Below are 23667 nucleotides of genomic sequence, written 5' to 3' on the forward strand. Positions count from 1 at the left end.
GTCGTGTCGGCTCTCGTCCGGTGGGTGTGGGGGGGTGCTGCCCGCCCCGTTTGGGGGGTGCGGGCGCGCCGCCCGGCCGCCCCCCCCGCCACGGGTACTACGACGGTGACACGAAGATCTCCCGCGTGTCAGCTCCAGGCGAGCATGCGCAGCGGGTCCTGGAGCATCGCGCCCACGTCCCGCAGCACGTACGAGCCGATCTCTCCGTCCACGACCCTGTGGTCGAACGACAGCGCCAGCGTGGTCACCTTGCGCGGGACGATCTGGCCGTCCACGACCCACGGGAGGTCGCGGATCTGGCCGAACGCGAGGATCGCCGTCTCACCCGGGTTGAGGATCGGGGTGCCCGCGTCGATCCCGAACACGCCCACGTTGGTGATCGTGATCGTGCCTCCGGTCAGGTCGGCGGGCTGGGACCGCCCGGACCGCGCCTTCTCGGTCAGCTCGGCCAGCGCCCTGGCGAGGTCGGGCAGCGACAGCGCCTGCGCCTCCTTGATGTTCGGCACGATGAGACCGCGCTGCGTGGCCGCGGCGATGCCGAGGTTCACGTAACGCTTGACCACGATCTCATCGCCGGCCCACGTGGAGTTGATCAGCGGGTACCGCCGGGCGGCCGTGAGCAGCGCCTTGGCCACCAGCAGCAGCGGCGACACCTTGACCTCGGCGAAGTCGGGCAGCCCGCGGAGCCGCCGTACCGCCTCCATCGTCTCGGTCACGTCGACCTGGAGGAACTCGGTCACGTGCGGCGCGGTGAAGGCGGAGGCGACCATGGCGGACGCCGTGGCCTTGCGCACCCCCTTGACCAGGATGCGCTCTTCCCGCTCGGCTCCGGCGAGCCCGGCGTACCCCGGCGAAGGAGTGATCGTGGGCTCGGCCGCACCGGTCGCCATCTCGGCGGCGGCGTGTACGTCCTCACGCGTGATCGAGCCGTTCGGCCCGGTCCCGGTGAGCCCGCCGAGGTCGACGCCGAGGTCCTTCGCCAGCTTCCGTACCGGCGGCTTGGCCAGCACGGACACCCGGCCGCCCGGCGCCGGGGCGACGGCGGGCGGGGAGGGCGCGACGGCGGGAGCCGTACCCGATGGCGAGGGTACGACGGCGGCGGCCGTACCGGAGGAGGACGGCGCGGCGGCCGTACCGGTGGACGGGGACGCGGCGGCCGGGGCCGGGCTCTTGCGGGGACGGCGGGTGGTGGAGCTCAGCTTGACGCCGTATCCCACCAGCACCGGCGTGCGCTCGGGCTTCTTCGCCCCGACGGTCTCGGCGCCCTCCGGGGGAGGCGAGGGGACCATGTCGTCGGCGAGCGCCGACGCCCTGGTCGCGGGCGCGCCTCCGCCTGTGGCGGCCGAGGCGTCGTCCTCGCCGGTGTCCACGGAGATGATCGGCTTGCCGACGTCGACCGTCTCGCCCTCGTCGGCCATGAGCGAGCTGACCACGCCCTCGAAGGGGCAGGGAAGCTCGACGACGGCCTTGGCGGTCTCGATCTCGACGATCGTCTGGTTGATCACCACGTTGTCGCCGGCCGAGACGTGCCACTTGATGATCTCGGCCTCGGTCAGCCCTTCACCGACGTCGGGGAGCTTGAACTCTCGAAGCACAGCCCCTCCTAGAAGGCGAACGTACGGTCGACGGCGTCCAGGACCCTGTCCAGATCGGGCAGGTAGTGGTCCTCAAGCCGGGACGGGGGATACGGGGTGGAGAAGCCGCCGACCCGGAGCACCGGCGCCTCCAGGTTGTAGAAGCACGCCTCGGTGATCCTGGCGGCGATCTCGGCGCCGAGCCCTGAGTAGACGGGGGCCTCGTGGGCGATCACGCACCGGCCGGTTCTCCTGACCGACTGGTAGATCAGCTCGGTGTCCAGGGGGTTGAGCGAACGCAGGTCGACGACCTCGATCGAACGCTCGTCGCCCACGGCCGCCGCGGCCTCCAGGCAGGTCTTCACCATCGGGCCGTACGCGAGCACGGTCACGTCGGTACCCGGGCGGACGACCTGGCCACGGTCGAAGGGCATCGGGGTGGCGCCCTTCTCGACCTCGGCCTTCTCCCAATAGCGTCGCTTGGGCTCGAAGAAGATCACCGGGTCGTCGCAGCGGATCGCCTGCTGGATCATGTGGAAGCCGTCCACCGGGTTCGAGCAGGCGACCACGCGCAGGCCGGAGGTGTGGGTGAAGTACGCCTCGGGGGACTCGCTGTGGTGCTCGACCGCTCCGATGCCGCCGCCGAAGGGGATGCGCACCACGACGGGAAGCCTGAGCTTGCCGAGCGAGCGCAGCGGCATCTTGGCGAGCTGGGTGATGATCTGATCGACGGCGGGGAACACGAACCCGTCGAACTGGATCTCACAGACCGGGCGGTACCCGCGCAGGGCCAGCCCGATGGCGGTGCCGATGATGCCGGACTCGGCGAGCGGGGTGTCGATGACGCGGCTCTCGCCGAAGTCCTTCTGCAGCCCGTCGGTGACGCGGAAGACCCCGCCGAGCTTGCCGACGTCCTCTCCCATGATGAGGACCTTGGAGTCGTCCTCCATTGCGGTCCGCAGGCCCTCGTTGATGGCCTTGGCGAGGGTCAGCGTGGTCATCGGTCGCCTCCCTCGAAGCTCGCGAGGTAGGCGGCGTACTGCTCCCGCTCCTCGGCGAGCAGGGCGTGGGGCTCGGTGTACACGTGGTCGAAGATCTCCAGGGGATGGGGATCCGGCAGCTCCAGGCAGCGTTTGCGCACATCCCTGCCCAGGTCGTCGGCCTCGACCTCGATGGCGTCGAAGAACTCCTGGTCGGCGATCTGGTTCTTGAACATGTACGCCTTGACGCGCTCGATCGGGTCCTTGAGCTTCCACGCCTCCAACTCGCCGGCCACGCGGTAGCGCGTCGGGTCGTCGGAGGTGGTGTGCGCGCCCATGCGGTAGGTGAACGCCTCGATCAGCGTCGGGCCCTGCCCCTCGCGGGCGTTCTTGAGCGCCTGTCGGGTCACGGCGAGGCAGGCGAAGACGTCGTTGCCGTCCACGCGGATGCCGGGGAAGCCGAACCCGCTGGCACGCCGGTAGAGGGGGATCCTCGACTGCTTCTCCAGGGGCTCGGAGATGGCCCACTGGTTGTTCTGACAGAAGAACACCACGGGCGCGTTGAAGACCGAGGCCCAGATGAAGGCCTCGTTGACGTCGCCCTGGGAGGTCGCCCCGTCGCCGAAGTAGACGATCGTCGCGGCGTCGGCACCGTCGCGCTGGACGCCCATCGCGTAGCCCACGGCATGCAGGGTCTGGCTGCCGATGACGATCGTGTAGAGGTGGAAGTTGTGCTCCGCGGGGTCCCAGCCTCCGTGGTTGACGCCGCGGAAGAGACCGAGGAGGTTGACCGGGTCGACGTCGCGGCACCAGGCCACGCCGTGCTCACGGTAGGTCGGGAAAGCCATGTCCGCGTCGGTCAGGGCGCGCCCTGATCCGATCTGGGCGGCCTCCTGCCCAAGCAGGGATGCCCAGATGCCGAGTTCGCCCTGCCTCTGGAGGGCAACGGCCTCCATGTCGACCCTCCGCACCAGGACCAGGTCGCGGTAGAGCCCGCGCACCTCTTCCGGGGTGAGGTCGATGTCATAGGCGGGATGCTCCACGCGCTCACCCTCGGGGGTCAGCAGCTGTACGAGCTCCGGAGGTGCCTCGGCACCATGAGAGGCGTCGGTTGTCACGTGCCGCTCCTGTGCGTTCGGGGCCGTGCTGATGGGATCGCCATCTACGTTCGGCCGGTTACACGCATTCGTACCTGATGGTGGTGATACGTCCGCGTTTGGGGACATCGTGGCAGAAGTCACAGGCCAGTGCGCAAGGCCGAACACCCTGTTGTCCACACTTCTCCCGTTCCCGATGCGTCTCACCGCACACCCATCCGGAAGGCGGGGCCCGCCGAGCGGGCCGGGGACCACGGGACCGGGCGCCACCGTTAGGCTGGTCCCGCCGGACCAGGCCGGTCGGGCGACCGGTGGCACGAACAGTGGAGGAACACGTGGCACGCGTCATCGTCGACGTCACGCTCAAGCCGGAGATCCTTGATCCGCAGGGGCAGGCGATCGCCCGGGCGCTCCCCCGGCTCGGCTTCTCGGGCGTCACCGAGGTGCGGCAGGGCAAGAGGTTCGAGGTCGAGATCGACGGTCCCGCCGACGATGCCGCGCTCGCGGACGTCCGCAAGATGGCCGAAACCCTCTTGGCCAACACGGTGATCGAGGATTATTCTGTCCGCGTCGAGGGCTCGTAGGGCGCGTACCGGCGCGGCCAAGACTACGTAAATCACCGCAAAGTGATCTTGGGTCGGACCAGAAAGCAAGCGTCTGACCAACACTAAATAACAACAGCGTGATTTTGCGGTTAGCCCTGATTCTTTCGGGAAACCTCCCCATCGTGACTTTCGGCACCACGGAGGGGTCCGGTGGATATTGAGTTCTCGTTGGCCTTGCCACGGGATGCGCTGGGCATCCCGATGGTCCGCCGAGTGCTGGGGGACACCCTGCGCTGCATCGGCGTCACCGAGGACTGCGTATCCGACATGCTCCTCGCCACCTCCGAAGCCTGCGCGAACGCCGTGCGGCACGGCGGCCCCTCCAAGCGCTACGAGGTGATGGCGGCCATCGGCGAAGGCCGCTGTGAGCTGCGGGTCGTCGACGGCGGCCTCGGGCTCGGGGCGATCCCCAAGCAGTACCCGGCAGGCGACGCCGAGCACGGGCGCGGCATCCTGATCATGCAGTCGGTCGTCGACGAGATCTCCTTCGACATCACCCCCGGCAGCGGCACCACCGTCTTCCTCCGCAAGGAGCTCGACTGGGACGAGGAGTTCCTCGCCCACCACGACCGCGTCCTCGCCGCCGTCTGACCTGCGGCGCTTCGCCCGTCACCGGCTTCCCCTCCACCACACCAGGTCCCGGACCGAAAACCGCCCCTCCTGACGGTCCGCAACCCGCGCCCGCCCCTGGGGCCCGCAGGCCCGGCCGCGCCCGGCCAGCAGGTAGCCTGAGGTGTACCGCCGCAGACCGCCGTCCGATGAGTGAGACGTCGGCGCGGCTCTCGCGTGTGGAGGGATACGAGAGCCATGGGTGCTGCCCGTGTGGGCGTGGTCACTTTTCCCGGAACTCTTGACGATCAGGATGCTGCCAGGGCCGTCAGGCACGCGGGTGGAGAAGCGGTTCCACTCTGGCACGCCGACCGCGACCTCAAGGCGGTCGACGCGGTCTTCCTGCCCGGCGGGTTCTCCTACGGCGACTACCTCAGGTGCGGGGCCATCTCCCGCTTCGCGCCGCTGATGGAGGAGCTGATCCCGGCGGCGCGTGCCGGGCTTCCCGTGCTCGGCACCTGCAACGGCTTCCAGATCCTGTGCGAGGCCCACCTGCTGCCGGGCGCGCTGACCCGCAACCAGGGTCTTCACTACGTCTGCCGCGACCAGCGCGTCCTCGTCGAGAACGCCGCCACGGCCTGGACCGGTGACTACACCACCGGCCAGGAGCTCCTGCTGCCGGTGAAGCACGGCGAGGGCCGTTACGTGGCCGACGGGGCGACGATCGACGCGCTGGAGAGCGGCGGCCAGATCGTCTTCCGGTACGTCGGCGGCAACCCGAACGGCTCGATCAACGACATCGCGGGCATCAGCAACGAGGCCGGCAACGTCGTCGGCCTCATGCCCCACCCCGAGCACGCCGTCGAGGACCTGACCGGCGCCCCCAGCGTGGACGGCCGTGGTTTCTTCACCTCCATCCTGAAGAGGTTCGTGAACCTGTGACAGAAGCAGTGGGCAGGGCGCGAGGAGAGCAGATGACCGACTCAGTCAAGCGAGCCGCCGAGACGCCGGACGAGCCCCAGCCGTACGCCGAGCTGGGCATGAAGGCCGACGAGTACGAGCGGGTGCGCTCGATCCTGGGACGCAGGCCCACGTCGTCCGAGCTCGCCATCTACTCGGTCATGTGGAGCGAGCACTGCTCGTACAAGTCCTCCAAGGTGCATCTGCGCCAGTTCGGTACCAAGGCCCCCAAGTCCGAAGCCCTGCTGGTCGGCATGGGCGAGAACGCCGGGGTCGTCGACATCGGCGACGGCTGGGCGGCCACGTTCAAGATCGAGTCGCACAACCACCCGTCGTACGTCGAGCCCCACCAGGGCGCGGCCACCGGCGTCGGCGGCATCGTCCGCGACATCATGTCGATGGGCGCCCGTCCGGTCGCGGTGATGGACGCCCTCCGCTTCGGCGCCCTGGACGCTCCCGACACGCGGCGGGTGCTCCCCGGCGTCGTCGAGGGCATCAGCAAGTACGGCAACTGCCTCGGCCTGCCCAACATCGGCGGCGAGCTGGTGTTCGACCCCTGCTACATCGGCAACCCGCTCGTCAACGCGCTGTGCGTCGGGCTCCTGCGCAAGGACCAGATCAAGCTCGCCACCGCGCCGGGCCCGGGGAACAAGGTCGTGCTGTTCGGCGCGCGCACCGGCCCCGACGGCATCGGCGGCGCCTCCGTGCTCGCCTCCGCGACATTCGAGGACGAGTCGCACGCCAAGCGTCCCGCCGTACAGGTGGGCGACCCGTTCATGGAGAAGCTCCTCATCGAGTGCTGCCTGGAGCTCTTCGAGGCCGACGTGGTCGTCGGCATCCAGGACCTCGGCGCGGCCGGGGTGTCCTGCGCGACGACCGAGCTGGCGGCCAAGGGTACGGGCGGCATGCGCGTCGACCTCGGCCTCGTCCCGCTCCGCGACCCCTCGCTCCTCCCCGAGGAGATCCTCATGAGCGAGTCGCAGGAGCGCATGATGGCCGTCGTCACCCCCGAGGACATCGACGCCTTCATGGCGATCTGCTCCCGGTGGGACGTCCCGGCCACGGTGATCGGCGAGGTCACCGACACCGGGCGGCTGGTGATGACCTGGCGCGACGAGGTCATCGTCGACATCCCGCCGGGCACCGCGGCCGACGACGGCCCGGTCTACGAGCGTCCTCTGCACGAGCCCGCGGGCCAGGCCGCGCTGAACGCCGACGATCCCGTACGGCTCCCGCGTCCCGCCGACCTGCGCGCGACCCTGCTGGAGTTGCTCGCCTCGTCGAACCTCGCCTCCAAGGAGTGGGTCACCTCCCAGTACGACCGCTACGTCCGGGGCAACACCGTGCTCGCGATGCCGGCCGACGCCGGGGTGCTGCGCATCGGCGAGGTGATGCCCGGCGCCGAGGAGACCGACCGCGGCATCGCCCTGGCCACCGACGGCAACGGCCGCTACGCCAGGCTCGACCCCTACGCGGGGGCGCAGCTCGCCCTAGCGGAGGCCTACCGCAACGTGGCCGTCACCGGGGCGCGCCCGCTGGCCGTGACGAACTGCCTCAACTTCGGCTCCCCGGAGGACCCGGAGGTCATGTGGCAGTTCTCCGAGGCCGTGCGCGGCCTCGCGGACGCCTGCAAGACCCTCGGCGTGCCGGTCACCGGCGGCAACGTGTCGTTCTACAACCAGACAGGGTCGACGCCGATCCACCCGACCCCGGTCGTCGGCGTGCTCGGCGTGCTCGACGACGTCCGCAAGCGCGTGCGGCACGGTTTCACGGCGCCCGGCCTCAAGGTGATCCTGCTCGGCGACACCGGCGAGGAGTTCGGCGGCTCAGAGTGGGCGCACGTCGTCCACGGCCACCTGGGCGGCCTGCCCCCGCACGCTGACCTGCCGGCCGAGCGCTCCCTGGCCACCGTCCTGGTGGAGGCCGCCGAGCGCGGCCTGGTCGAGGGCTCCCACGACGTGTCCGACGGCGGGCTCGCCATCGCCCTCGCCGAGGCCACCCTGGCCCAGGGCGTGGGCGCCACGGTGCAACTGCCCGGCGTGGACCCGTTCGTCGGCCTGTTCAGCGAGTCGGCGGCCCGGGCCCTGGTCACCGTACGGCCGGAGTGCTTCGACGCCTTCGCCGAGCTGTGCGCGCGGCACGAGGTGCCCTGCTACGGCCTCGGCACGACCGGGGGCTCGACGCTGCGGGTCGAGGACGTCCTGGAGGTCCCGGTGGACGAGCTCCGCGCCACCCACCAGGCGACGCTGCCCCTCACCTTCGGCTCCTGACCCGTACCGCTTCCGAGTGATATCGCTAAGGCGGTGGATCCCCCCACAGATCCACCGCCTCTGTGGCCTGAACCGGCCACCCAGTAATAGGGCTTATAGGGCCAGGCATCGACAAAATAACGGATATTTCGGTCATTCGGTAATTTGACGTCGACTGCACTGCCACTTGGGCAGCCTCTCGGTTCGTGTGGGCGTGTCCCCCTATGGCCGAGTACGTAATCGATGGTGGTACAAAATGGACGTACGCCGTACGTCAGACTGGGGGCATGGTCGCCCTCCCCCACGAGACCGCCGTCGTCCTGCCCGGCACCCCCGAATACGCGAAGAAGCTCCGCTACGCCTGGCGCGTCTGCTCGGTGACCAGCCTCGGACTCGTCCTCATCGGCATCAACGCGAGCACGCTGAACGTGGCGTTACCGGCGGTGGTCCGGCACTTCCATGCCGACGCGTTCGCGGCCTCCTGGATCCTGCTGTCGTACCTGCTGATCAACACGGCCACGCTGGTGTTCTTCGGGCGGGTGGCCGATCTGCTGGGACGGCGTGAGGTCTACCTGGTCGGATTCGCGATCTTCACCGTGTGCTCGCTACTGGCGGGGATGTCCCCCGGAGTCGGCTTCCTGATCGCCATGCGGGCGCTCCAGGCGCTGGGGGCGGCGATGATCCTGGCCAACGGCACCGTCATCATCACCGACGCGTTCCCGCCGGATCGCCTCAGCCAGGGCATGGGCGTGTACATCGGGACGCTTTCTGTCGCGCAGCTCGCCGGGCCGACCCTCGGCGGCCTCATCGCCGAGGCGGCGGGCTGGCAGTGGGTCTTCTGGGTGAACGTCCCCGCGGGGGTGATCGGGCTCGTCTGGGGATGGGCGACGCTGCGCCGGGTTCAGGCCGGGCCGCGCACGCCCGTCGACGCGGCGGGCAACCTCATCGTGTTCGCCGCGCTCTCGGCCGTGCTCATCGCCCTTTCTGAGGCGGGTTCACGCGGCCTGTCCAGCCCGGTCGTGGTCACCGGAGGGCTGATCTTCCTGATCCTGATCCCGGTGCTCGTCGTCGTCGAGCGGCGGGCCTCCCATCCGGTGCTGGACCTGCGGCTCTTCGGCGAGCGCATGCTGGCGTTCGCCAACCTGGCGTCCTTCTGCACCGCCCTGTCGCGGTCGGCGCTGGTCGCGCTGTACTTCCAGGCCGCGCGCGGCCTCGACGCCTTCACGGCGGCGCTCGGCGTGCTGCCCGTGCCCATCGGGATGGCGCTCGCCTCGCCGGTCGCGGGCGCCCTCGGCCGCCGGATCCCCCCGTACGCCCTATCGGTCGGCGGCTGCCTGCTCAACTTCAGTGGCCTGCTGTGCCTGTTGCTGTCGATCGGCACGACCACGCCGTACTGGGTCATCGGGGTGGGACTGTTCCTCGCGGGGTGCGGCAACGGCGCGTTCCTCACGGGCAACACGACGCAGGTCATGAGCGCGCTCCCGCCGGGGAGCCTCGGCGTGATGAACGGCTTCCGGCTCATGATCATGAACGTCGGGATCGTGCTGAGCGTCGCGACGACCCTCAGCGTCCTGACCAGCGCGCTCTCGCCCGCGCTGCGCGGTCTGGTTTACGCCGGCACGCTCTCGCGGCTCTCGCCCGTGGCCGTCGAGCAGCTCATGTCGGGCTTCCAGCGGACGTACCTCGTGCTCGCGACGGTCGCACTCGCGGGCGCCGTCACCGCCGCCTGCGCCCGCCCCCGCCGCGCGCGCGAGCTTCGCTAGCTTCCCGCCGGGGCCCGGCCACGGGGGCATCGCGTCGATGGAGACCCCAGGGTTCCCGAGCCCGTTTCCTGAACCCCGTCCACAACAATCGCAACGAACGTCGTTATTGCATCGTTATGGCATGAGTCTGCACTTATCGCGCTGCTCAGCTGTCTGACATAGAGAACGCGCCGGGGCAAAACCCGGCGCGAAGCGCGTATATCAGGAGTAGACCGTGAACCCCCTCAAGCGGACGGCCGGCTTTTCGCTGGCCTTCCTCGCCGTCGCCACCATGACCGCATGCTCGTCCGAACCCATCCGGGCGGCGGGGTCCGCGACCGGCCAAGCCTCGGAGCAGGTCTTACCGTCGGCCAGGACCACGGCGAAGGCTCCCCCGGCAGCCGGCGAGACTCCCTCATCGGCCAGGGCCGCCAGCGTAGGGGCGAAGGTCGTCGGTGTGAAGGCGGCGAAGGCACCGCTCCGCATCGCCGACATCACCCCGATGGGCGAGAAGAGCGAGACCATCGGCGTCGGGTCGCCGATCATCGTCACCTTCGCCAGTGCGGTCCCCAACCGGGCGGCGGCCGAGGCCGTGCTCCAGGTCCAGGCAGAGAAGCCGGTCGACGGCGCCTGGCGCTGGGTCTCCGACCGGAAGGTGGTCTACCGCACCAAGACCTACTGGCAGCCGCACCAGAAGGTCACCTTCACCGGCCGCCTGAGCCAGATCCCCGGCAACGAGGACGCCAAGGACGTCAGCCGCCGCTTCGCGATCGGCGCGTCGAACATCGCCGTGGTGGACACCAGGAAGCACGTGATGAAGGTCCGCCGCGACGGCAGGCTCGTCAAGTCCATCCCGATCAGCGCGGGGCGCGGCGGCCTGGTCAAGAACGGCGTGGACGTCTACCTCACCACCAGCGGCATCCACCTCGCCATGGGCAAGAAGGAGGTCGAGACCATGACCTCAGGGTGGCTCGGGATCACCGACCCCAAGGACCCGCTGTACTACAAGCTGGAGATCCCCTGGGCGGTGCGCATCTCCGACAGCGGCGAGTACGTCCACCAGAGCGCGGGCGACTACCAGTTCCTCGGCAAGTCCAACCAGAGCCACGGCTGCGTGCGGGCCACCCCCGCCGGCGCCAAGTGGTTCTACGGCATCGCCCAGCGCGGCGACGTCGTCCAGATCACCGGCACCAAGCGAAAGCTGGACTGGCGCAACGGCTGGAGCTTCTGGCAGCTCAACTGGACCCAGTGGAAGAAGGGCAGCGCCCTCCCCACGACGCCTCCCACCACACCTCCCGCCGAGGACCCCCTCCAGAGCTGACCTACCGGACTGCCATCGCCCCCGGCACCGAACGCCAACCGGGCCCGTCCGCCGCAGCGGCACGGGCCCGGACCACGTCTTGCCGGGTGGCCTGGCCTTCACACCCGACGCGCTGCGCTGGATCTTCTCCGACCTCGCCGAGGTCGAGGTGCGCCGCATGGAAGAACACCCGCCCGACGCGCCGCTCTTCGGCGTCCCCTTCCTCCTGACCGCCCTGTTCCGACGCCCGGCCGGCGCTTGACGGCCGTACCAGCCGCGTGCCGGACGCTCTGGTCCGGCACGCGGCTGACGGTCAGCTCCAGGTGGCGCGATTGAGCACGTTCGAGAGCCCCGGGGTGTTCCAGACGTCCACCACCAGGATCTTCGACGTCGGCAGGAACCACTCCCGCTGGGTGAAGCTCGCCGTCTGCCGGCCACTGTTGTTGGTCACGCACTGATTGGGCCAGGCGGTGTACTTCGCCTTGTGGCCGGGCCCGACCTGGCGCAGACCTGTCGATGTGGCCCTGTCACCGGGGAACCAACTGGTCTTGGCGTTGAACGGGCAGGACACCACGCCGCTGAAGGGATAGAACTGCTCCTTGCCCGTGTAGGTGAGGTAACCGCCCCCGACCGGGACGTTGGTGATCGCCTTCGGGCCGAACACCCAGAACGACTGGCACCCCGGAGCGAAGGGCTCCGGCCTCTTGCACTTTCCGGTCACCACCACGACGCGGTCCCCGTTGCGGTACACGTTCCAGTAGGCGGGGATCTTCAGGTTCATACCCCGGAAGGAGAAGGTCTTGGTCGCCGAGGCCGACGAGCCGGAGGACACCCCCGCCGCCGAAACCCCCGACGCGGCCGAGGCTGCTGCGGGAGCGGCGAGTACGGCGGCGGAAGCCAGGACGGCGAGCACAGAAGATCGTTTTCTCATGCCGCGAAGCTACTTGTCCCCACTTGAACATGTCTGCGATCTCACTTGCACCGCCTCGTCGCCCTCAGGCCATCCTGACCCCTAGCCCCGCCGAAGAAGAGCACCGCCGCCCCCACCACTCAGGACCCCTCCAGGCTGACCATGTGGAGTGCCACCCGTTGTGTGCCCTGTGTGGCGTCACAGATGCGGCATTGGTCGAAGCCATGGTGGCGCTTGCCCGCGACGCGCGTAAACGGGGCTGGTGGAGCGCGTACAAAGATGTTCTGCCCGGCTCCTACGTGGGACTCGAAGCCGAGGCCTCCTCAATCCAGACCTTCCAGCCACTCGTTATACCGGGCCTACTCCAGACGGCCGAGTACACGGCGGCCATCTGCCGAGCGGCCATGGTCAGGGATCCTGTCGAGATCGACCGGCGAGTGGAAGCCCGGTTGGCACGCCAGCAGATTCTCCTGCGGAGTGATCCGCCTCGCCTGTGGGCGGTCATTGACGAGGCGGCACTACTGCGGCTCACTCCCGAGGTACGAGAGGGGCAACTCAAGAAACTGGTCGAAACCACCCCTCTGGAACATGTAAAGGTGCAGGTATTGCCGGTGTCGGCAGGTCCGCATGCAGGCCTGGCCGGTCCGTTCGTGATCCTCGAATTTCCGGACCCTACCGACCGGAGCGTCATCTATCTGGAGACGGCCACCGATGACCTGTATCTAGAGGAGACCCACCAAGTCAGTCGATATACGCTGCTATTTCAGCATGTATGCGCTTCCGCGCTGAGTATCGACGCATCGGTCGCGCACCTGTCCACCATGCTCAACGAGCTGTGAGGCGATCATGGACCTATCCCATGCAGAGTGGCGGAAAAGCTCCCTAAGTCAGGGCAACGGCGATGAATGCGTCGAGGTCGCGACTAACCTGGCTCGCGTCATCGCAGTACGGGACTCCAAGAATTCTCACGGCCCGAAGCTGATCTTCCCGCGACCGGAGTGGCACGCCTTCGTCTGCGGCGTCAAAGGACGCGACTTCGATCTTTAGCCAAGGTCGAGGGCGGAGGGGGTCGACGGGGCGGAGCCCCCTGGGAAACACAGCCCGAGCCGGAGCGCGCCCAGCGCGCGGAGGCGAGGCCCATTCACCGAGCCGACCAGGATCCATTCACCGAGCCGGCCGGGATCCACTCGCAGAGCCGGCCGGGATCCACGGCCCTGGGAGGCCGTGGATCCGGTCGGGGGCGTTCGGTCAGGAGCCGATCTTCTTGCCCTGTCTGTGCCAGGCGACGGCTACTGAGGGGCGGGGCTGGCTGGTGCCGCCGTCGGGCCAGTGGCTCGCGGGGTTGTCCGGCGTGGCGCCGGTGATCTCGCCGGGGTGCTGGATGGCGACGAAGACGCTGAGCTGGTCCTCGGTGACGAGGGGCCCGCAGGTCTCGGCGCCGTAGGGCACCGTCAGGAACTGCCGCACGTGGCCGCGCTCGGGCCCGGCCAGCGGCATCGCGAACAGGCCGTCGTTCTTGCCCAGCGCGTTCCCGTCCGTGGCGATCCACAGGTTGCCCTCGGCGTCGAAGGTGACGTTGTCCGGGCAGGAGATCGGCGACACCTTGGTCTTGTCGTACCCGCCGAAGTAGGTCGAGGGGTCGGCGGGGTCTCCGCAGACGAGCGGGAGCGCCCACTTGAACGACGTGGCTCCCGCGTCGTTCCTCTCCTCGACGATCTCCAGGATGTGGCCGTGCTTGTTGGAGATCCGGGGGTTGGCCTCGTCCACCTGGGCGGCGACCCGGTTGGTGTTGTTGGTCAGCGCGGCGTAGATGGCGCCGTTGACCGGGTTGCGCTCGATGTCCTCCGGGCGGTCCATCTTCGTCGCGCCGGCCTTGTCCGCCGCCACTCGGGTGTAGACCAGAACCTCCTCGGCGGTCATGCCCTCGACGAAGGACCGCTTGCCGCTGACCAGAGGGATCCACTTGCCGGAACCGTCGAACGCGCCGTCGGCCGGGAGCTTGCCCGTGCCGTCGATCTCGGCCGCCGGGCTGTCACCGGTGAACTTCGCCACGTACAGCGTGCCCTCGTCGAGCAGCTCGCGGTTGTGCCGGTCGAAGCCCCTGATGTAGCGGTCCTTGGAGACGAACTTGTAGATGTACTCGAACCGGCCGTCGTCGCCCATGTAGACCGCGACGCGCCCGTCCCGGGTGAGCGAGGTGGTGGCGGCCTCGTGCGCGAACCGGCCGAGGGCGGTGCGCTTGATCGGCGTGCCCTCGGGGTCGAACGGGTCGATCTCGACGACCCAGCCGAAGCGGTTGACCTCCTGCGGGTGCCTGGCCAGGTCGAAGCGCTCCTCGACCCGGTCGAAACGCCGGTTTCCGCTGGGGATGGCCGTGGTCGTGTTCACGCCGTACCGGGTGAGGTAGGTCTTCTGCGCCTCCGGCACCCCGTTGCCGCCGACGAAGTACTGGTTCCAGTTCTCCTCGCCGGTCAGGACCGTGTTCCAGGGCGTGGTGCCGCCCGAGCAGTTGTTGAGCGTGCCGTACACGGTGGTGCCGCGGGGGTCGGCCGCGGTCTTCAGCAGGGCCGAGCCCGCCGCCGGACCGGAGAAGCGCATCCGGGTCTGCGCGGTGATCCGCCGGTTGTACCTGCGGCGCCCACGCGTCACGAGCTTCCACTGACCGGTACGGCCTGCCCGCTCGATCTCCACGACGGATCCGCCGTGCGCCGCGAGGCCGATCTTGATCTGCTCCAGCGGGACGTTGTCACCGCTGGTCCAGCCGCGGAACATGAGGTTCTCGTCGGTGTACTCGTGGTTCACCCACAGCAGGCCGCGGTCGGACCCCAGCGGGAAGAAGGTCACGTAGTCGCAGTTGTAGCCGAACTGCTTGGCCTGCGCCTCCGCCGTCTGGTTGTCGAAGTCGAACGCGGGGGCGTCGGGAAGCACCGGGTCGCCCCAGCGGACCACGACCGCCGAAATGTACCCGTCCGCGACGGTCAGCGCGTCCTCGGAGTTCGGCGCGACGGAGGCGAACCGCAGGCCGCCCTTGGGGCCGCCGCCATGCCCGAAGGCCTCCACACCCGGGTCCGCGGCGGCGGGGACGGCCGCCGTCGCGCCCGCGACGCCCACGGTCGCCACCAGCGTCCCGAGTGCCCCCGCCCGGATCGCGCCGCGTCGCGAGAGCGTGCTCGTCAGCAGGTCGTTGAAGTAGGGGTTGTCGCTGGTGTTGGAGACTTCATGCGCGCAGGCGTTGCCACAGCGGAACTGGCATGTCATGGCGTCACGGCCACCCCCACGGGGCGTGGAGAGCAACGTGAGCATCCTGCGGGGCGACGGGTTCGCCACAGGTCCTCCAAGGTGGTGCGAGATGTGCGTTGCCGGGACCGTATGGGCGCGACGACAACACCAGGTGAACCGCGTCTGCCTGCCAGATGAATGGTTACGGGGAAGGCACCGGGCAGGATGGACCCGTGTCCACTCGCAAGCTTGATGCCGAAAAGGTTCGTGCCGCGCTGGATTCCCAGCTCGCGGATCTGGGCGAGCACCCGTACGACGGCCCGGCGCCGCAGGCCCCCGACGCCGCCGTGCAGGTGGTGCTCCGACTCTACGAGCAAGGGGTACGTCCCGAGCGGGACCTCGCCCGCTTCGCCGTACGCCATCTGCTCGACCGCCTGGCCGAGAGCGCCCCGGGACGGACGGTCGAGGTGCGCGTGCCGCCGTACGCCGCGGTGCAGTGCGTGGCGGGTCCCCGGCACACCCGCGGCACGCCGCCCAACGTCGTCGAGACCGATCCCCGCACCTGGCTGGAGCTCGCCACCGGCCGCGTCACCTGGGACGACGCGATGGAAGCCGGGAAGATCAGCGCCAGCGGCGCCCGCGCGGACCTCTCCGAGCACCTCCCCCTGCGCAGTTCTTGATCGGATCATGGGGAAGGCGTCTGGACGTTCACACCGAGCTTCCGTTCCACGCACTGCTGCGCCTCGGCCTGCGTGGGCAGGGTGAAGCACTCCTGGAAGTTGTTCACGAACCACGTGAAACCGATGATGCCCAGGATCAGCGTGAGCGCGCTGAGCACGATGCCGACGATCGCGCGGCCCTTGTTGGAGTTCCTGATCACGGCCATGATGCCGACGATCAGGCCGGCGATCGCGGTCAGCACCCCGACGCCGCAGATGAGCAGCAGGAACAGGCTGACGATGCCGAGGACCAGGGCCGCCGTGCCGAGCCCGCCCCCTCGGCGGCCCCCGGCGGGCCAGCCGCCCGGCGGTGGCTGCCCGTACGGAGGCGGACCACCGTAGGGCGGCGTGCCGTACGGCGGCTGCCCTCCCGGCGGCTCCCCATACGGGGGCTGCCCATACGGGGGCTGCCCACCCGGCGGGTACCCTCCCGGTGGATATCCGCCCGGAGGCTCACCGCCGTGGGGAGGCTGTCCACCCAGCGGGTACCCTCCCGGAGGCTCACCGTAGGGCGGCTGGCTGGACGCATGACGGCCCCGAGGGTCGTCACCCCACGGGTGAGGGTTGTTCGGATCGCCAGGTGTCGTCACGGTCCGCTCTTTCGACCTGTATGGGCATGCCTGAAGCATCACTCTCCCCCGGCATCCCCCTGCGCACCGAGCCGACACGGCAAAAACCTGGGGATCTTTGCCCCATGACCGTCAGGGACCGCATCGGCCGCGGACGCCACGTCTCACCCGATCGGACCCGGATTACCAGGCAGCGAGACGCCCAACTTAGACTGAAGCACGTGCTAAAGGGCGACGGCAGGCTAGGCCATGACCTTGACCCCCGTGACCGAGCGCCGCAGGACGCCTGTGGCGTCTTCGGCGTTTGGGCACCGGGCGAGGACGTCTCCAAACTCACCTACTACGGGTTGTACGCGCTGCAGCATCGCGGGCAGGAGTCCGCGGGCATCGCGGTGAGCGAAGGCAGCCGAATCCTTGTCTACAAGGACATGGGCCTGGTGGCCCAGGTCTTCGACGAATCGGTTCTCGGCACGCTCCGTGGCCACCTCGCCATCGGGCACTGCCGGTACTCCACGACGGGCTCCAGCGTCTGGGAGAACGCCCAGCCGACCCTCAGCTCCACCGAGGGGGGCGGCCTCGCTCTCGCCCACAACGGCAACCTGATCAACACCCCGGAGCTCGCCGATCGGCTCCCGGCCGGCTCGATCAGGGCGACCACCGACACCGAGGTGCTGACCTCCCTGCTCGCGCAGGACCGCGACAGGTCCATCGAGGACGCCGCCGCCGACCTCCTCCCGCAGGTCAAGGGCGCCTACTCCCTGGTCTTCATGGACGAGAAGACCCTGTACGCCGCTCGTGACCCGCAGGGCATCCGCCCGATGGTCCTCGGCCGCCTGGAGCGCGGCTGGGTGGTGGCCTCCGAGACGGCCGCGCTCGACATCGTGGGCGCCGCGTTCGTCCGCGAGATCGAGCCGGGCGAGCTGCTCACGATCGACGAGCGCGGCGTGCGCTCGCGGCGTTTCGCCCTGGCCGAGCCCAAGGGCTGCCTGTTCGAGTACGTCTACCTCGCCCGCCCCGACACCACCATCGCGGGACGCGGCGTCCAGGCCACGCGGGTCGAAGTGGGCCGCAGGCTGGCCCGCGAGCACCCGGTCGAGGCCGACCTCGTGATCCCGACCCCCGAGTCGGGGACGCCCGCGGCCATCGGATACGCCGAGGAGAGCGGCATCCCGTACGGCCAGGGCCTGGTCAAGAACTCCTACGTCGGCCGCACCTTCATCCAGCCGTCGCAGACGATCCGCCAGCTCGGCATCCGGCTCAAGCTGAACCCCCTGCGGGAGGTCATCGCGGGCAAGCGCCTGGTGGTGGTCGACGACTCGATCGTCCGGGGCAACACGCAGCGGGCGATCGTCAAGATGCTCCGCGAGGCCGGCGCCGTCGAGGTCCACGTACGCATCTCCTCGCCGCCGGTGTCCTGGCCGTGCTTCTACGGCATCGACTTCGCCACCAAGGCCGAGCTGATCGCCGGGCACCGCACCGTGGACGAGATCTGCGACTCCATCGGGGCCGACTCCCTGGGATTCATCTCCCTGGAGGGCCTGACCGAGTCGACCACGATCCCCGCCGAGCGGCTCTGCCGGGCCTGCTTCGACGGCAGCTACCCGATCCCGATCGACAGCGACAACGTCGGCAAGTTCGTCCTTGAGGCCAAGGCGTGATCTGTCGCAGCGAGGTCGGCACCCTGACGCAGGGGCCGACGAAGGAGGCTTCATGACCAGCTACGCCGCCGCCGGCGTCGACATCGAGGCCGGTGACCGGGCGGTCGAGCTGATGAAGTCGCGGGTCGCGCGATCGCGGCGTCCCGAGGTGGTCGACGACGCCAGCGGCTTCGCCGGGCTCTTCGACGTGTCGGCGCTGCTGCGCTTCAAGCGGCCCCTGCTGGCGACCTCGACCGACGGCGTGGGCACCAAGGTCATGCTGGCCCAGGCGCTGGACAAGCACGACACGATCGGCATCGACCTGGTCGGCATGGTGGTCGACGACCTGGTGGTGTGCGGGGCCGAGCCGCTGTTCATGACCGACTACATCGCCTGCGGCAAGGTGGTCCCCGAGCGCATCGCCGACATCGTGGGCGGGGTCGCCGAGGGCTGCCGCCTGGCCGGCTGCGCCCTCGTGGGCGGCGAGACCGCGGAGCACCCGGGGGCCATGGGGCCGGACGAGTACGATCTCGCCGGCGCGGGCACCGGGGTGGTCGAGGCCGCAGAGCTGCTCGGGCCCGAGCGCGTACGTCCGGGCGACGTGGTCCTCGGGCTCGCCTCGTCCGGCGTCCACTCCAACGGCTACTCCCTGGTCCGGCACGTCCTTCGTACGGCCGGCCTGGCGCTTGAGTCGTCGCTTCCCGAGCTGGGCCGTACGCTAGGCGAGGAACTGCTGGAGCCGACGCGCATCTACTCACTCGGCTGCCTCGGCCTCACGAGGGCCGTGGAGGTCCACGCGTTCGCCCACATCACGGGCGGCGGCCTGGCGGCCAACCTCGCCCGTTCGCTGCCCGGCTCCGTGGACGCGGTCCTCGACCGCTCGTCGTGGACGCCTCAGCCGATCTTCGAGGTCATCGCCGGGCACGGCAGGGTGCCCCAGGAGGAGATGGACCGCACGTTCAACCTCGGCGTCGGCATGTGCGCGATCGTGCCGGAGGAGGCCGTCGAGACCGCCCTGAACACTCTGCGTGAGCACGACCAGCACGCGTGGGTCCTCGGTGAGATCGTCCCGGGTACGGGCGAGGCCCGCTTCCGGGCCTGACCCGGCCGCGCCGGAGACGGGTGGCCGACGGTGGTGAGACATCGTTGGCCACAAGCGGACAGGTCTGCCGGAACCGGCCGGTGGCCGTCCGGGCGACGTGACTGGACGCGCTCCGCGCGGACGCGCCGGGCGGGAAAGTGATCTCGGTCACGGCAGTGGCGGTGCTGACAGCGATGTGGAGCTCCACGAACACGACGAAAGGCTCCTCGCCATGCGGCATGGCAAGGAGCCTTCGAGCGCGCGAAGGAGGCACTCGGCGAGCCTTTGCTCACCGGGTGCCCTACCTGCGTCAACCCGAAAATCGCCTACCGGCGACGGGACCTGTCGTCCTCGTCATCGTCGTCGACCTCGCCGGCGTAATCGGCGTACCGATCGGCCAGCTCGTCGTCGACGACGTCATCATCGTTTTGGTTGGAGTCGTGATTGACTCCGAGCTCCTCGCGAAGACGGTCAAGATCGGTGCCGCCGCTGTTGTACTTGAGCTGGCGTGCAACCTTCACCTGCTTGGCCTTGGCTCGGCCGCGCCCCATCGGCTCGACCCCCTCATGCGGGGTCGTGCCCGACCCCTCGTCGCTAACGCACCACGCGCTGACGCCGCCTGACTTCCGGCGTCAGCTCTCGTTCGACTACAACCGTACCTGTTTTGCGCGCCGCTCGGTACGCCGTATGGGCGTCCGTAGTCAGCGGCCCAGCCAAATACCCCTAAGCCGTCCGACTTCCGACATTCTGCGCTCCGCCAGCCTATCGGCCGCCGCAGCCGGCGGGACCCCTTCCTCGTCAGCGATAGAAAAGATCTTCAACGACGTGTCGAAGATCTGGGTCGCCTTTACTCTGGCGCGGTCCATGTTGAAGCCGTGGATCTCGTCGGCGACCTGGATGACGCCTCCGGAGTTCACGACGTAGTCCGGAGCGTAAAGGATTCCTCGCTCCGCGAGCTGCTTCTCCACGCCGGGATGGGCCAGTTGGTTGTTGGCCCCTCCGCACACGATTTTCGCCCGGAGTCCCGCGACCGTCTCGTCGTCGAGCGCGCCGCCCAGCGCGCACGGAGAGTAGACGTCGATGTCGGCGGCCTTCATCGCCGCGGCGTCCGCCACGACCTGGACCTCGGGGTGGGCCCTGCTGACCCGCTCGACCGCCTGCTCGCTCACGTCGCAGATCACGACCTCGGCGCCGTCCTCCAGCAGGTGCTCCACCAGCCGGTGGCCGACCTTGCCGACGCCCTCGACGCCCACCCGCCTGCCGCGCAGGGTGGAGGAGCCGTAGGTGTACGCGGTGGCGGCACGCATCCCCTGGAACACGCCGAAGGCCGTGAGGATCGAGGAGTCGCCCGCGCCGCCGTTGGGCACCGTGCGCCCGGTGACGAACTGGGACTCCCGCGCGACGATGTCCATGTCCTCGCTGTAGGTGCCCACGTCGCACGCGGTGAAGTAGCGCCCGCCGAGCGACTGGATGAAGCGGCCGTAGGCCCGCAGCAACGCCTCGCTCTTGTCCTTGGCCGGATCGCCGATGATCACGGCCTTGCCTCCGCCGAGGTCGAGCCCCGCCAGGGCGTTCTTGTACGCCATGGCACGCGAGAGGTTGAGAACGTCCTCCAGCGCCGCCTGCTCGGTCTCGTACGGGTAGAAGCGCGTGCCTCCGAGCGCGGGGCCGAGTGCGGTGTTGTAGATCGCGATGATCGCGTGGAGGCCGCTGCGGTCGTCCGAGCAGAAGACGACCTGCTCGTGTCTTGCCTGTCCGATCGATGGGCTCACGTCCTTGTGGGACAGCCCGAAGACGTCGGTCACGATGGTGACTCCCGGTCAATCTCGTCCGCCGCCTCGTCGCGGCGGATCCCGGAACCACCCTATCTAGCTGCTTCTGCCCTCACCATGATCGGCCAGATCCCGACACACCGGGCGCGCCGCGCGTGGCGCCGCCCGCCCGCTCGCTCGCGTCGGCTCGCCGCTCCGTGGCACCATTCGAGATGTGCTGCCCTACGCCGCCTATCTCCGCGTCTACGAGCCGTTGTCCGCGTTCACCGAGCGCGAGCGCGCCTTCTGGGCGACGTACGCCGACTCCAAGGACCGGCCGCGCCGTGCGTTCGCCCTGGAGGCCGAGCACTCGGAGGCCGTCCGCCGGCTTCTCGGCGTGTCGGCCATGCCGGCGCCCGGCGGCGAGAGCGCCAACGCCTATCTGCGGCGCATCGAGGACACCCTGTACGTCTGCCCCTGGCAGAGCAGGCTCCGGTCGTGGCTGGCCTTCGCCCGCTTCCGCGGCGCCACGCCCATCAAGCTGGCCGACCGGTTCGTCCCCCGGGCCATCGCCGAGCAGACGGCAGACGACTTCGACCGGTTCAAGCAGAAGGGGAACTCGTCGGCGCTGCGCACGCACATCCGTACCAGCACCTGGCACATCCCGACTCCCTGGTTCGTGCCCTTCGACTCCGCCGAGCGCTGGCTCGTCCTCGGCCGGCCGGAGGAGCCGACCACCGAGCCCACCGCCCCGACCACCACGGCCCCGGCGAGGAATCTGCTGTACGTCACCTCGATGGCGCAGGCCCGGCGCAGGGTCGCGCGCGCCCTGGTGGTCATCCGCCGCCACGTCGGCGATGTGACCACCCTCTCCGACGTGGAGGAGGTGGGGCGCTGGCTTGAGGAGTTCCACCCGCATTCCCTGGTCGAGCTCGACTACGGCGGCCTCGTCCACCTGATGGACGACGCGACACTCCAGGGCGACCAGTCCGCCGCGGAGCTCGCCGCGGCCCTCACAGGGTTGGACACGGGTCAAGAAGAACTGGCCTTCGCCATGTATCAGCGAGTGATCGTGCGGTGGAAGTCAATACAAGCCCTCGAATCGGCGAACTGAACCGCAAATCCTCGACGTGACCTGCAAAAGTAGGTAACGGGAGTCACCAGCTCGCTTCTGCGAACTGAGTAGTTTGCCGTTTTCACTGCGATACCACGAAACGTGTCGCTAGAATCACCGAGCGTGACATCAACCCGTGGACAAGGCGTTGTACTTAGAGGGCTCGCCAATCGCTCTACGTGGCTGTATGGTCACATCGGGTGATACCGCATATGGTCCAGAAAATCCGTATGAATTGGATCATTGTGGGACATCCGTGACAAGCGCCAACACAAGTCGCAGGATCGCTGTCGCCGGTCCACGGAGGAGAGGCCGCACAAATGTCAGCTCGTACACCCGAGGCCGAGCCACTGCTCACCCCGGCGGAGGTCGCCACCATGTTCCGCGTCGACCCCAAGACCGTTACTCGGTGGGCGAAGGCGGGCAAGTTGACGTCCATCCGCACCCTTGGCGGTCACCGGCGTTACCGGGAGACCGAGGTCCGTGCGCTGCTCGCGGGTATCCCGCAGCAGCGGTCGGAGTGAGGCGGGGACCGTCACGGACCTAGGGGGGAGAACCGGCGCGCTCGCGTCACGTATGTGAGCGCGTCCAACCACACACCCATGACCGCGTGAGGCGGACCCGGGCCACCGGGGGCCATACAGCCCCCACTGCGCGCCCGAGTGACCGTGACCGAGGCCATGGGCCAGGTGTGGGAGGCGCCGCCCGCCCGGCGCCACCTCACCAGGCCCGTGCGGGTGCGTCCCGGTGGGTAACGGATCTAGGGCCTCCACCGCACGGAAGCCCTATCCACCGGTCATCGTTGTGAGAAGGACCTAACCCCGCTCGCCGGGCTCGCGCCCGAGCTCCGGGAGCGACCCGCCGGCCGGGCCGTCGTGCCGGGCGGCGACCCCGAGAAGAGCCACCATCTGGTCGACGAGCAGGCGTTCGAGAGCCTGACGATCGATGTCGCGGTTCTCCAGCCAGTCGAGCCCCGCCGTCTCCACAGAGGCGATCCAGGACCTGAGCGTCGTGCGCAACACCGGGGTCGGCTCGCTCACCTGCATCTGATTCATGATCATCTTGAAGAGGCGCCTGCGCACGCCCTCGACGATCTCCCCCACGTCGCCCGCGCGGTTCGCGGGCCCTCCACGGAGAAGCGCCGCGAAACCGGCCGCGTGGTCCTCCACGAAATCGAAGTAGCGTGTGAGCCCCGCGGCCAGCCCCTCGATCGCGGTGGCGCCGTTCACGGGGCGGAGCATCTCTTCCAGCTCCTGGGCCGCGCTGCGCAACGCGGCGACGTACAGCTCCTGCTTTCCGCCGAAATAGTGATAGACCAGCGCCCGCGAGGCCCCCGCGGCCGTAGCCACGTCGTCTATGGACACATCTTCGGCATCGTGCTTGCTGAAAAGCTCCAGTGCCGCCGCCATCAGCTCTTCCCGGCGGCGGTCAACGCTCAGCCTTCGTCGTACCGGACGCACGTCCCCGGTGCCGGAGCTCTCTCGCTCACCTGGGGCCCTTGATGTCGCACCCACAATGCGCACACTATCGGAGGCGGTGCCCAATAAGCGCAGCCCCGATGACCATCTGCCGAGGCGCACAAGTCACCCGTACCCTCAACGCGACTCGATC

24 protein-coding genes are annotated in these 23667 nt (G+C 69.1%); 14 read left to right on the forward strand and 10 right to left on the reverse strand.

Annotated features, from left to right (window positions below; translation table 11 throughout):
- Nucleotides 1–128 precede the first annotated feature (128 nt).
- From AB0B89_RS09570 to pdhA, 3 genes are read right to left on the reverse strand one after another with little or no spacing between them, the layout of a single operon-like run.
- A complete protein-coding gene (locus AB0B89_RS09570; protein WP_358550426.1) occupies nucleotides 129–1595 on the reverse strand; it encodes a dihydrolipoamide acetyltransferase family protein in 1467 nt (488 codons plus the stop codon).
- Between the two features lie 8 nt (nucleotides 1596–1603).
- Nucleotides 1604–2575, reverse strand: coding sequence for an alpha-ketoacid dehydrogenase subunit beta (locus AB0B89_RS09575; protein ID WP_358550428.1), 972 nt, complete (start codon nucleotides 2573–2575; stop codon nucleotides 1604–1606).
- Complete coding sequence (pdhA, locus tag AB0B89_RS09580) at nucleotides 2572–3672, reverse strand: pyruvate dehydrogenase (acetyl-transferring) E1 component subunit alpha (protein ID WP_358550430.1); 1101 nt, start codon at nucleotides 3670–3672, stop codon at nucleotides 2572–2574. The genes AB0B89_RS09575 and pdhA overlap by 4 nt, the downstream gene beginning before the upstream one ends.
- Nucleotides 3673–3986: 314 nt before the next feature.
- On the opposite strand from pdhA, the gene purS reads away from it, so the two are divergent.
- From purS to AB0B89_RS09605, 5 genes are all read left to right on the forward strand, one after another.
- Nucleotides 3987–4235 (forward strand): phosphoribosylformylglycinamidine synthase subunit PurS, encoded by a 249-nt coding sequence (gene purS / locus AB0B89_RS09585; RefSeq protein ID WP_358550432.1) that lies wholly within the window; start codon nucleotides 3987–3989, stop codon nucleotides 4233–4235.
- Between the two features lie 171 nt (nucleotides 4236–4406).
- Nucleotides 4407–4847: an ATP-binding protein gene (locus AB0B89_RS09590; protein WP_358550434.1), complete on the forward strand. Its 441-nt coding sequence runs from the start codon at nucleotides 4407–4409 to the stop codon at nucleotides 4845–4847.
- Between the two features lie 216 nt (nucleotides 4848–5063).
- A complete protein-coding gene (purQ, locus tag AB0B89_RS09595) occupies nucleotides 5064–5747 on the forward strand; it encodes a phosphoribosylformylglycinamidine synthase subunit PurQ (RefSeq protein WP_358550436.1) in 684 nt (227 codons plus the stop codon).
- A 32-nt stretch (nucleotides 5748–5779) separates the two neighbouring features.
- Nucleotides 5780–8035, forward strand: coding sequence for a phosphoribosylformylglycinamidine synthase subunit PurL (gene purL, locus AB0B89_RS09600; protein ID WP_358550438.1), 2256 nt, complete (start codon nucleotides 5780–5782; stop codon nucleotides 8033–8035).
- A 266-nt stretch (nucleotides 8036–8301) separates the two neighbouring features.
- Complete coding sequence (locus AB0B89_RS09605; protein WP_358550440.1) at nucleotides 8302–9777, forward strand: MFS transporter; 1476 nt, start codon at nucleotides 8302–8304, stop codon at nucleotides 9775–9777.
- Nucleotides 9778–9978: 201 nt separating this feature from the next.
- On the opposite strand, the gene AB0B89_RS09610 is transcribed toward AB0B89_RS09605, so the two are convergent.
- A complete protein-coding gene (locus tag AB0B89_RS09610) occupies nucleotides 9979–10137 on the reverse strand; it encodes a hypothetical protein (RefSeq protein ID WP_358550442.1) in 159 nt (52 codons plus the stop codon).
- A gap of 76 nt (nucleotides 10138–10213) precedes the next feature.
- On the opposite strand from AB0B89_RS09610, the gene AB0B89_RS09615 reads away from it, so the two are divergent.
- Together AB0B89_RS09615 and AB0B89_RS09620 are read left to right on the forward strand one after the other, a co-directional pair.
- On the forward strand, nucleotides 10214–11077 hold the full coding sequence (locus AB0B89_RS09615; protein WP_358550444.1) for a L,D-transpeptidase: 864 nt from the start codon (nucleotides 10214–10216) through the stop codon (nucleotides 11075–11077).
- A 79-nt stretch (nucleotides 11078–11156) separates the two neighbouring features.
- Nucleotides 11157–11318, forward strand: a complete 162-nt coding sequence (locus tag AB0B89_RS09620) for a hypothetical protein (protein ID WP_358550446.1) — start codon at nucleotides 11157–11159, stop codon at nucleotides 11316–11318.
- Between the two features lie 51 nt (nucleotides 11319–11369).
- Here AB0B89_RS09620 and AB0B89_RS09625 read toward each other — a convergent pair whose 3' ends face one another.
- Nucleotides 11370–11987 (reverse strand): hypothetical protein, encoded by a 618-nt coding sequence (locus AB0B89_RS09625; RefSeq protein ID WP_358550448.1) that lies wholly within the window; start codon nucleotides 11985–11987, stop codon nucleotides 11370–11372.
- Nucleotides 11988–12178: 191 nt separating this feature from the next.
- Here AB0B89_RS09625 and AB0B89_RS09630 point away from each other — a divergent pair, with 191 nt between their 5' ends.
- Nucleotides 12179–12805 (forward strand): DUF5753 domain-containing protein, encoded by a 627-nt coding sequence (locus tag AB0B89_RS09630; RefSeq protein WP_358550450.1) that lies wholly within the window; start codon nucleotides 12179–12181, stop codon nucleotides 12803–12805.
- A 7-nt stretch (nucleotides 12806–12812) separates the two neighbouring features.
- Nucleotides 12813–13013 carry a DUF397 domain-containing protein gene (locus tag AB0B89_RS09635; protein ID WP_358550452.1) on the forward strand — a complete coding sequence of 67 codons (201 nt, stop codon included), beginning with the start codon at nucleotides 12813–12815 and terminating at the stop codon, nucleotides 13011–13013.
- A gap of 201 nt (nucleotides 13014–13214) precedes the next feature.
- Here AB0B89_RS09635 and AB0B89_RS09640 read toward each other — a convergent pair whose 3' ends face one another.
- Entirely contained in the window at nucleotides 13215–15224 is a 2010-nt protein-coding gene (locus tag AB0B89_RS09640) for a PhoX family phosphatase (RefSeq protein WP_358550454.1), read from the reverse strand.
- Between the two features lie 194 nt (nucleotides 15225–15418).
- Between AB0B89_RS09640 and AB0B89_RS09645 the strand changes: the two genes are divergently transcribed.
- Nucleotides 15419–15865, forward strand: a complete 447-nt coding sequence (locus AB0B89_RS09645; RefSeq protein ID WP_358550456.1) for a sterol carrier family protein — start codon at nucleotides 15419–15421, stop codon at nucleotides 15863–15865.
- 5 nt (nucleotides 15866–15870) lie between these two features.
- Here AB0B89_RS09645 and AB0B89_RS09650 read toward each other — a convergent pair whose 3' ends face one another.
- A complete protein-coding gene (locus AB0B89_RS09650) occupies nucleotides 15871–16494 on the reverse strand; it encodes a DUF4190 domain-containing protein (RefSeq protein WP_358550458.1) in 624 nt (207 codons plus the stop codon).
- A 200-nt stretch (nucleotides 16495–16694) separates the two neighbouring features.
- On the opposite strand from AB0B89_RS09650, the gene purF reads away from it, so the two are divergent.
- Nucleotides 16695–18131, forward strand: coding sequence for an amidophosphoribosyltransferase (gene purF / locus AB0B89_RS09655; RefSeq protein WP_358550460.1), 1437 nt, complete (start codon nucleotides 16695–16697; stop codon nucleotides 18129–18131).
- 52 nt (nucleotides 18132–18183) lie between these two features.
- Nucleotides 18184–19212 carry a phosphoribosylformylglycinamidine cyclo-ligase gene (gene purM / locus AB0B89_RS09660; RefSeq protein ID WP_358550462.1) on the forward strand — a complete coding sequence of 343 codons (1029 nt, stop codon included), beginning with the start codon at nucleotides 18184–18186 and terminating at the stop codon, nucleotides 19210–19212.
- A gap of 305 nt (nucleotides 19213–19517) precedes the next feature.
- Here purM and AB0B89_RS09665 read toward each other — a convergent pair whose 3' ends face one another.
- Nucleotides 19518–19742: a DUF3073 domain-containing protein gene (locus AB0B89_RS09665; RefSeq protein WP_358550464.1), complete on the reverse strand. Its 225-nt coding sequence runs from the start codon at nucleotides 19740–19742 to the stop codon at nucleotides 19518–19520.
- Nucleotides 19743–19892: 150 nt separating this feature from the next.
- Complete coding sequence (locus AB0B89_RS09670) at nucleotides 19893–20996, reverse strand: Glu/Leu/Phe/Val dehydrogenase dimerization domain-containing protein (RefSeq protein WP_358550466.1); 1104 nt, start codon at nucleotides 20994–20996, stop codon at nucleotides 19893–19895.
- A 181-nt stretch (nucleotides 20997–21177) separates the two neighbouring features.
- On the opposite strand from AB0B89_RS09670, the gene AB0B89_RS09675 reads away from it, so the two are divergent.
- Entirely contained in the window at nucleotides 21178–22056 is an 879-nt protein-coding gene (locus AB0B89_RS09675) for a hypothetical protein (RefSeq protein ID WP_358550468.1), read from the forward strand.
- A gap of 320 nt (nucleotides 22057–22376) precedes the next feature.
- On the forward strand, nucleotides 22377–22580 hold the full coding sequence (gene bldC / locus AB0B89_RS09680) for a developmental transcriptional regulator BldC (RefSeq protein WP_013133571.1): 204 nt from the start codon (nucleotides 22377–22379) through the stop codon (nucleotides 22578–22580).
- Between the two features lie 291 nt (nucleotides 22581–22871).
- On the opposite strand, the gene AB0B89_RS09685 is transcribed toward bldC, so the two are convergent.
- Nucleotides 22872–23465 carry a TetR/AcrR family transcriptional regulator gene (locus AB0B89_RS09685; protein WP_358550470.1) on the reverse strand — a complete coding sequence of 198 codons (594 nt, stop codon included), beginning with the start codon at nucleotides 23463–23465 and terminating at the stop codon, nucleotides 22872–22874.
- Nucleotides 23466–23667 lie beyond the last annotated feature (202 nt).

This window comes from Sphaerisporangium sp. NPDC049002 (genome assembly GCF_040649355.1).
Lineage (GTDB): Bacteria > Actinomycetota > Actinomycetes > Streptosporangiales > Streptosporangiaceae > Sphaerisporangium.

What these genes read in the sequence shown, in the direction of transcription:
- bldC (WP_013133571.1), top strand. Translation starts at nt 22,377, where the DNA reads ATGTCAGCTCGTACACCCGAGGCCGAGCCACTGCTCACCCCGGCGGAG.
- AB0B89_RS09685 (WP_358550470.1), bottom strand. Translation starts at nt 23,465, where the DNA reads ATGGCGGCGGCACTGGAGCTTTTCAGCAAGCACGATGCCGAAGATGTG.
- AB0B89_RS09665 (WP_358550464.1), bottom strand. Translation starts at nt 19,742, where the DNA reads ATGGGGCGCGGCCGAGCCAAGGCCAAGCAGGTGAAGGTTGCACGCCAG.
- AB0B89_RS09625 (WP_358550448.1), bottom strand. Translation starts at nt 11,987, where the DNA reads ATGAGAAAACGATCTTCTGTGCTCGCCGTCCTGGCTTCCGCCGCCGTA.
- purQ (WP_358550436.1), top strand. Translation starts at nt 5,064, where the DNA reads ATGGGTGCTGCCCGTGTGGGCGTGGTCACTTTTCCCGGAACTCTTGAC.
- AB0B89_RS09605 (WP_358550440.1), top strand. Translation starts at nt 8,302, where the DNA reads ATGGTCGCCCTCCCCCACGAGACCGCCGTCGTCCTGCCCGGCACCCCC.
- AB0B89_RS09575 (WP_358550428.1), bottom strand. Translation starts at nt 2,575, where the DNA reads ATGACCACGCTGACCCTCGCCAAGGCCATCAACGAGGGCCTGCGGACC.
- AB0B89_RS09640 (WP_358550454.1), bottom strand. Translation starts at nt 15,224, where the DNA reads ATGACATGCCAGTTCCGCTGTGGCAACGCCTGCGCGCATGAAGTCTCC.
- purL (WP_358550438.1), top strand. Translation starts at nt 5,780, where the DNA reads ATGACCGACTCAGTCAAGCGAGCCGCCGAGACGCCGGACGAGCCCCAG.
- AB0B89_RS09635 (WP_358550452.1), top strand. Translation starts at nt 12,813, where the DNA reads ATGGACCTATCCCATGCAGAGTGGCGGAAAAGCTCCCTAAGTCAGGGC.
- purM (WP_358550462.1), top strand. Translation starts at nt 18,184, where the DNA reads ATGACCAGCTACGCCGCCGCCGGCGTCGACATCGAGGCCGGTGACCGG.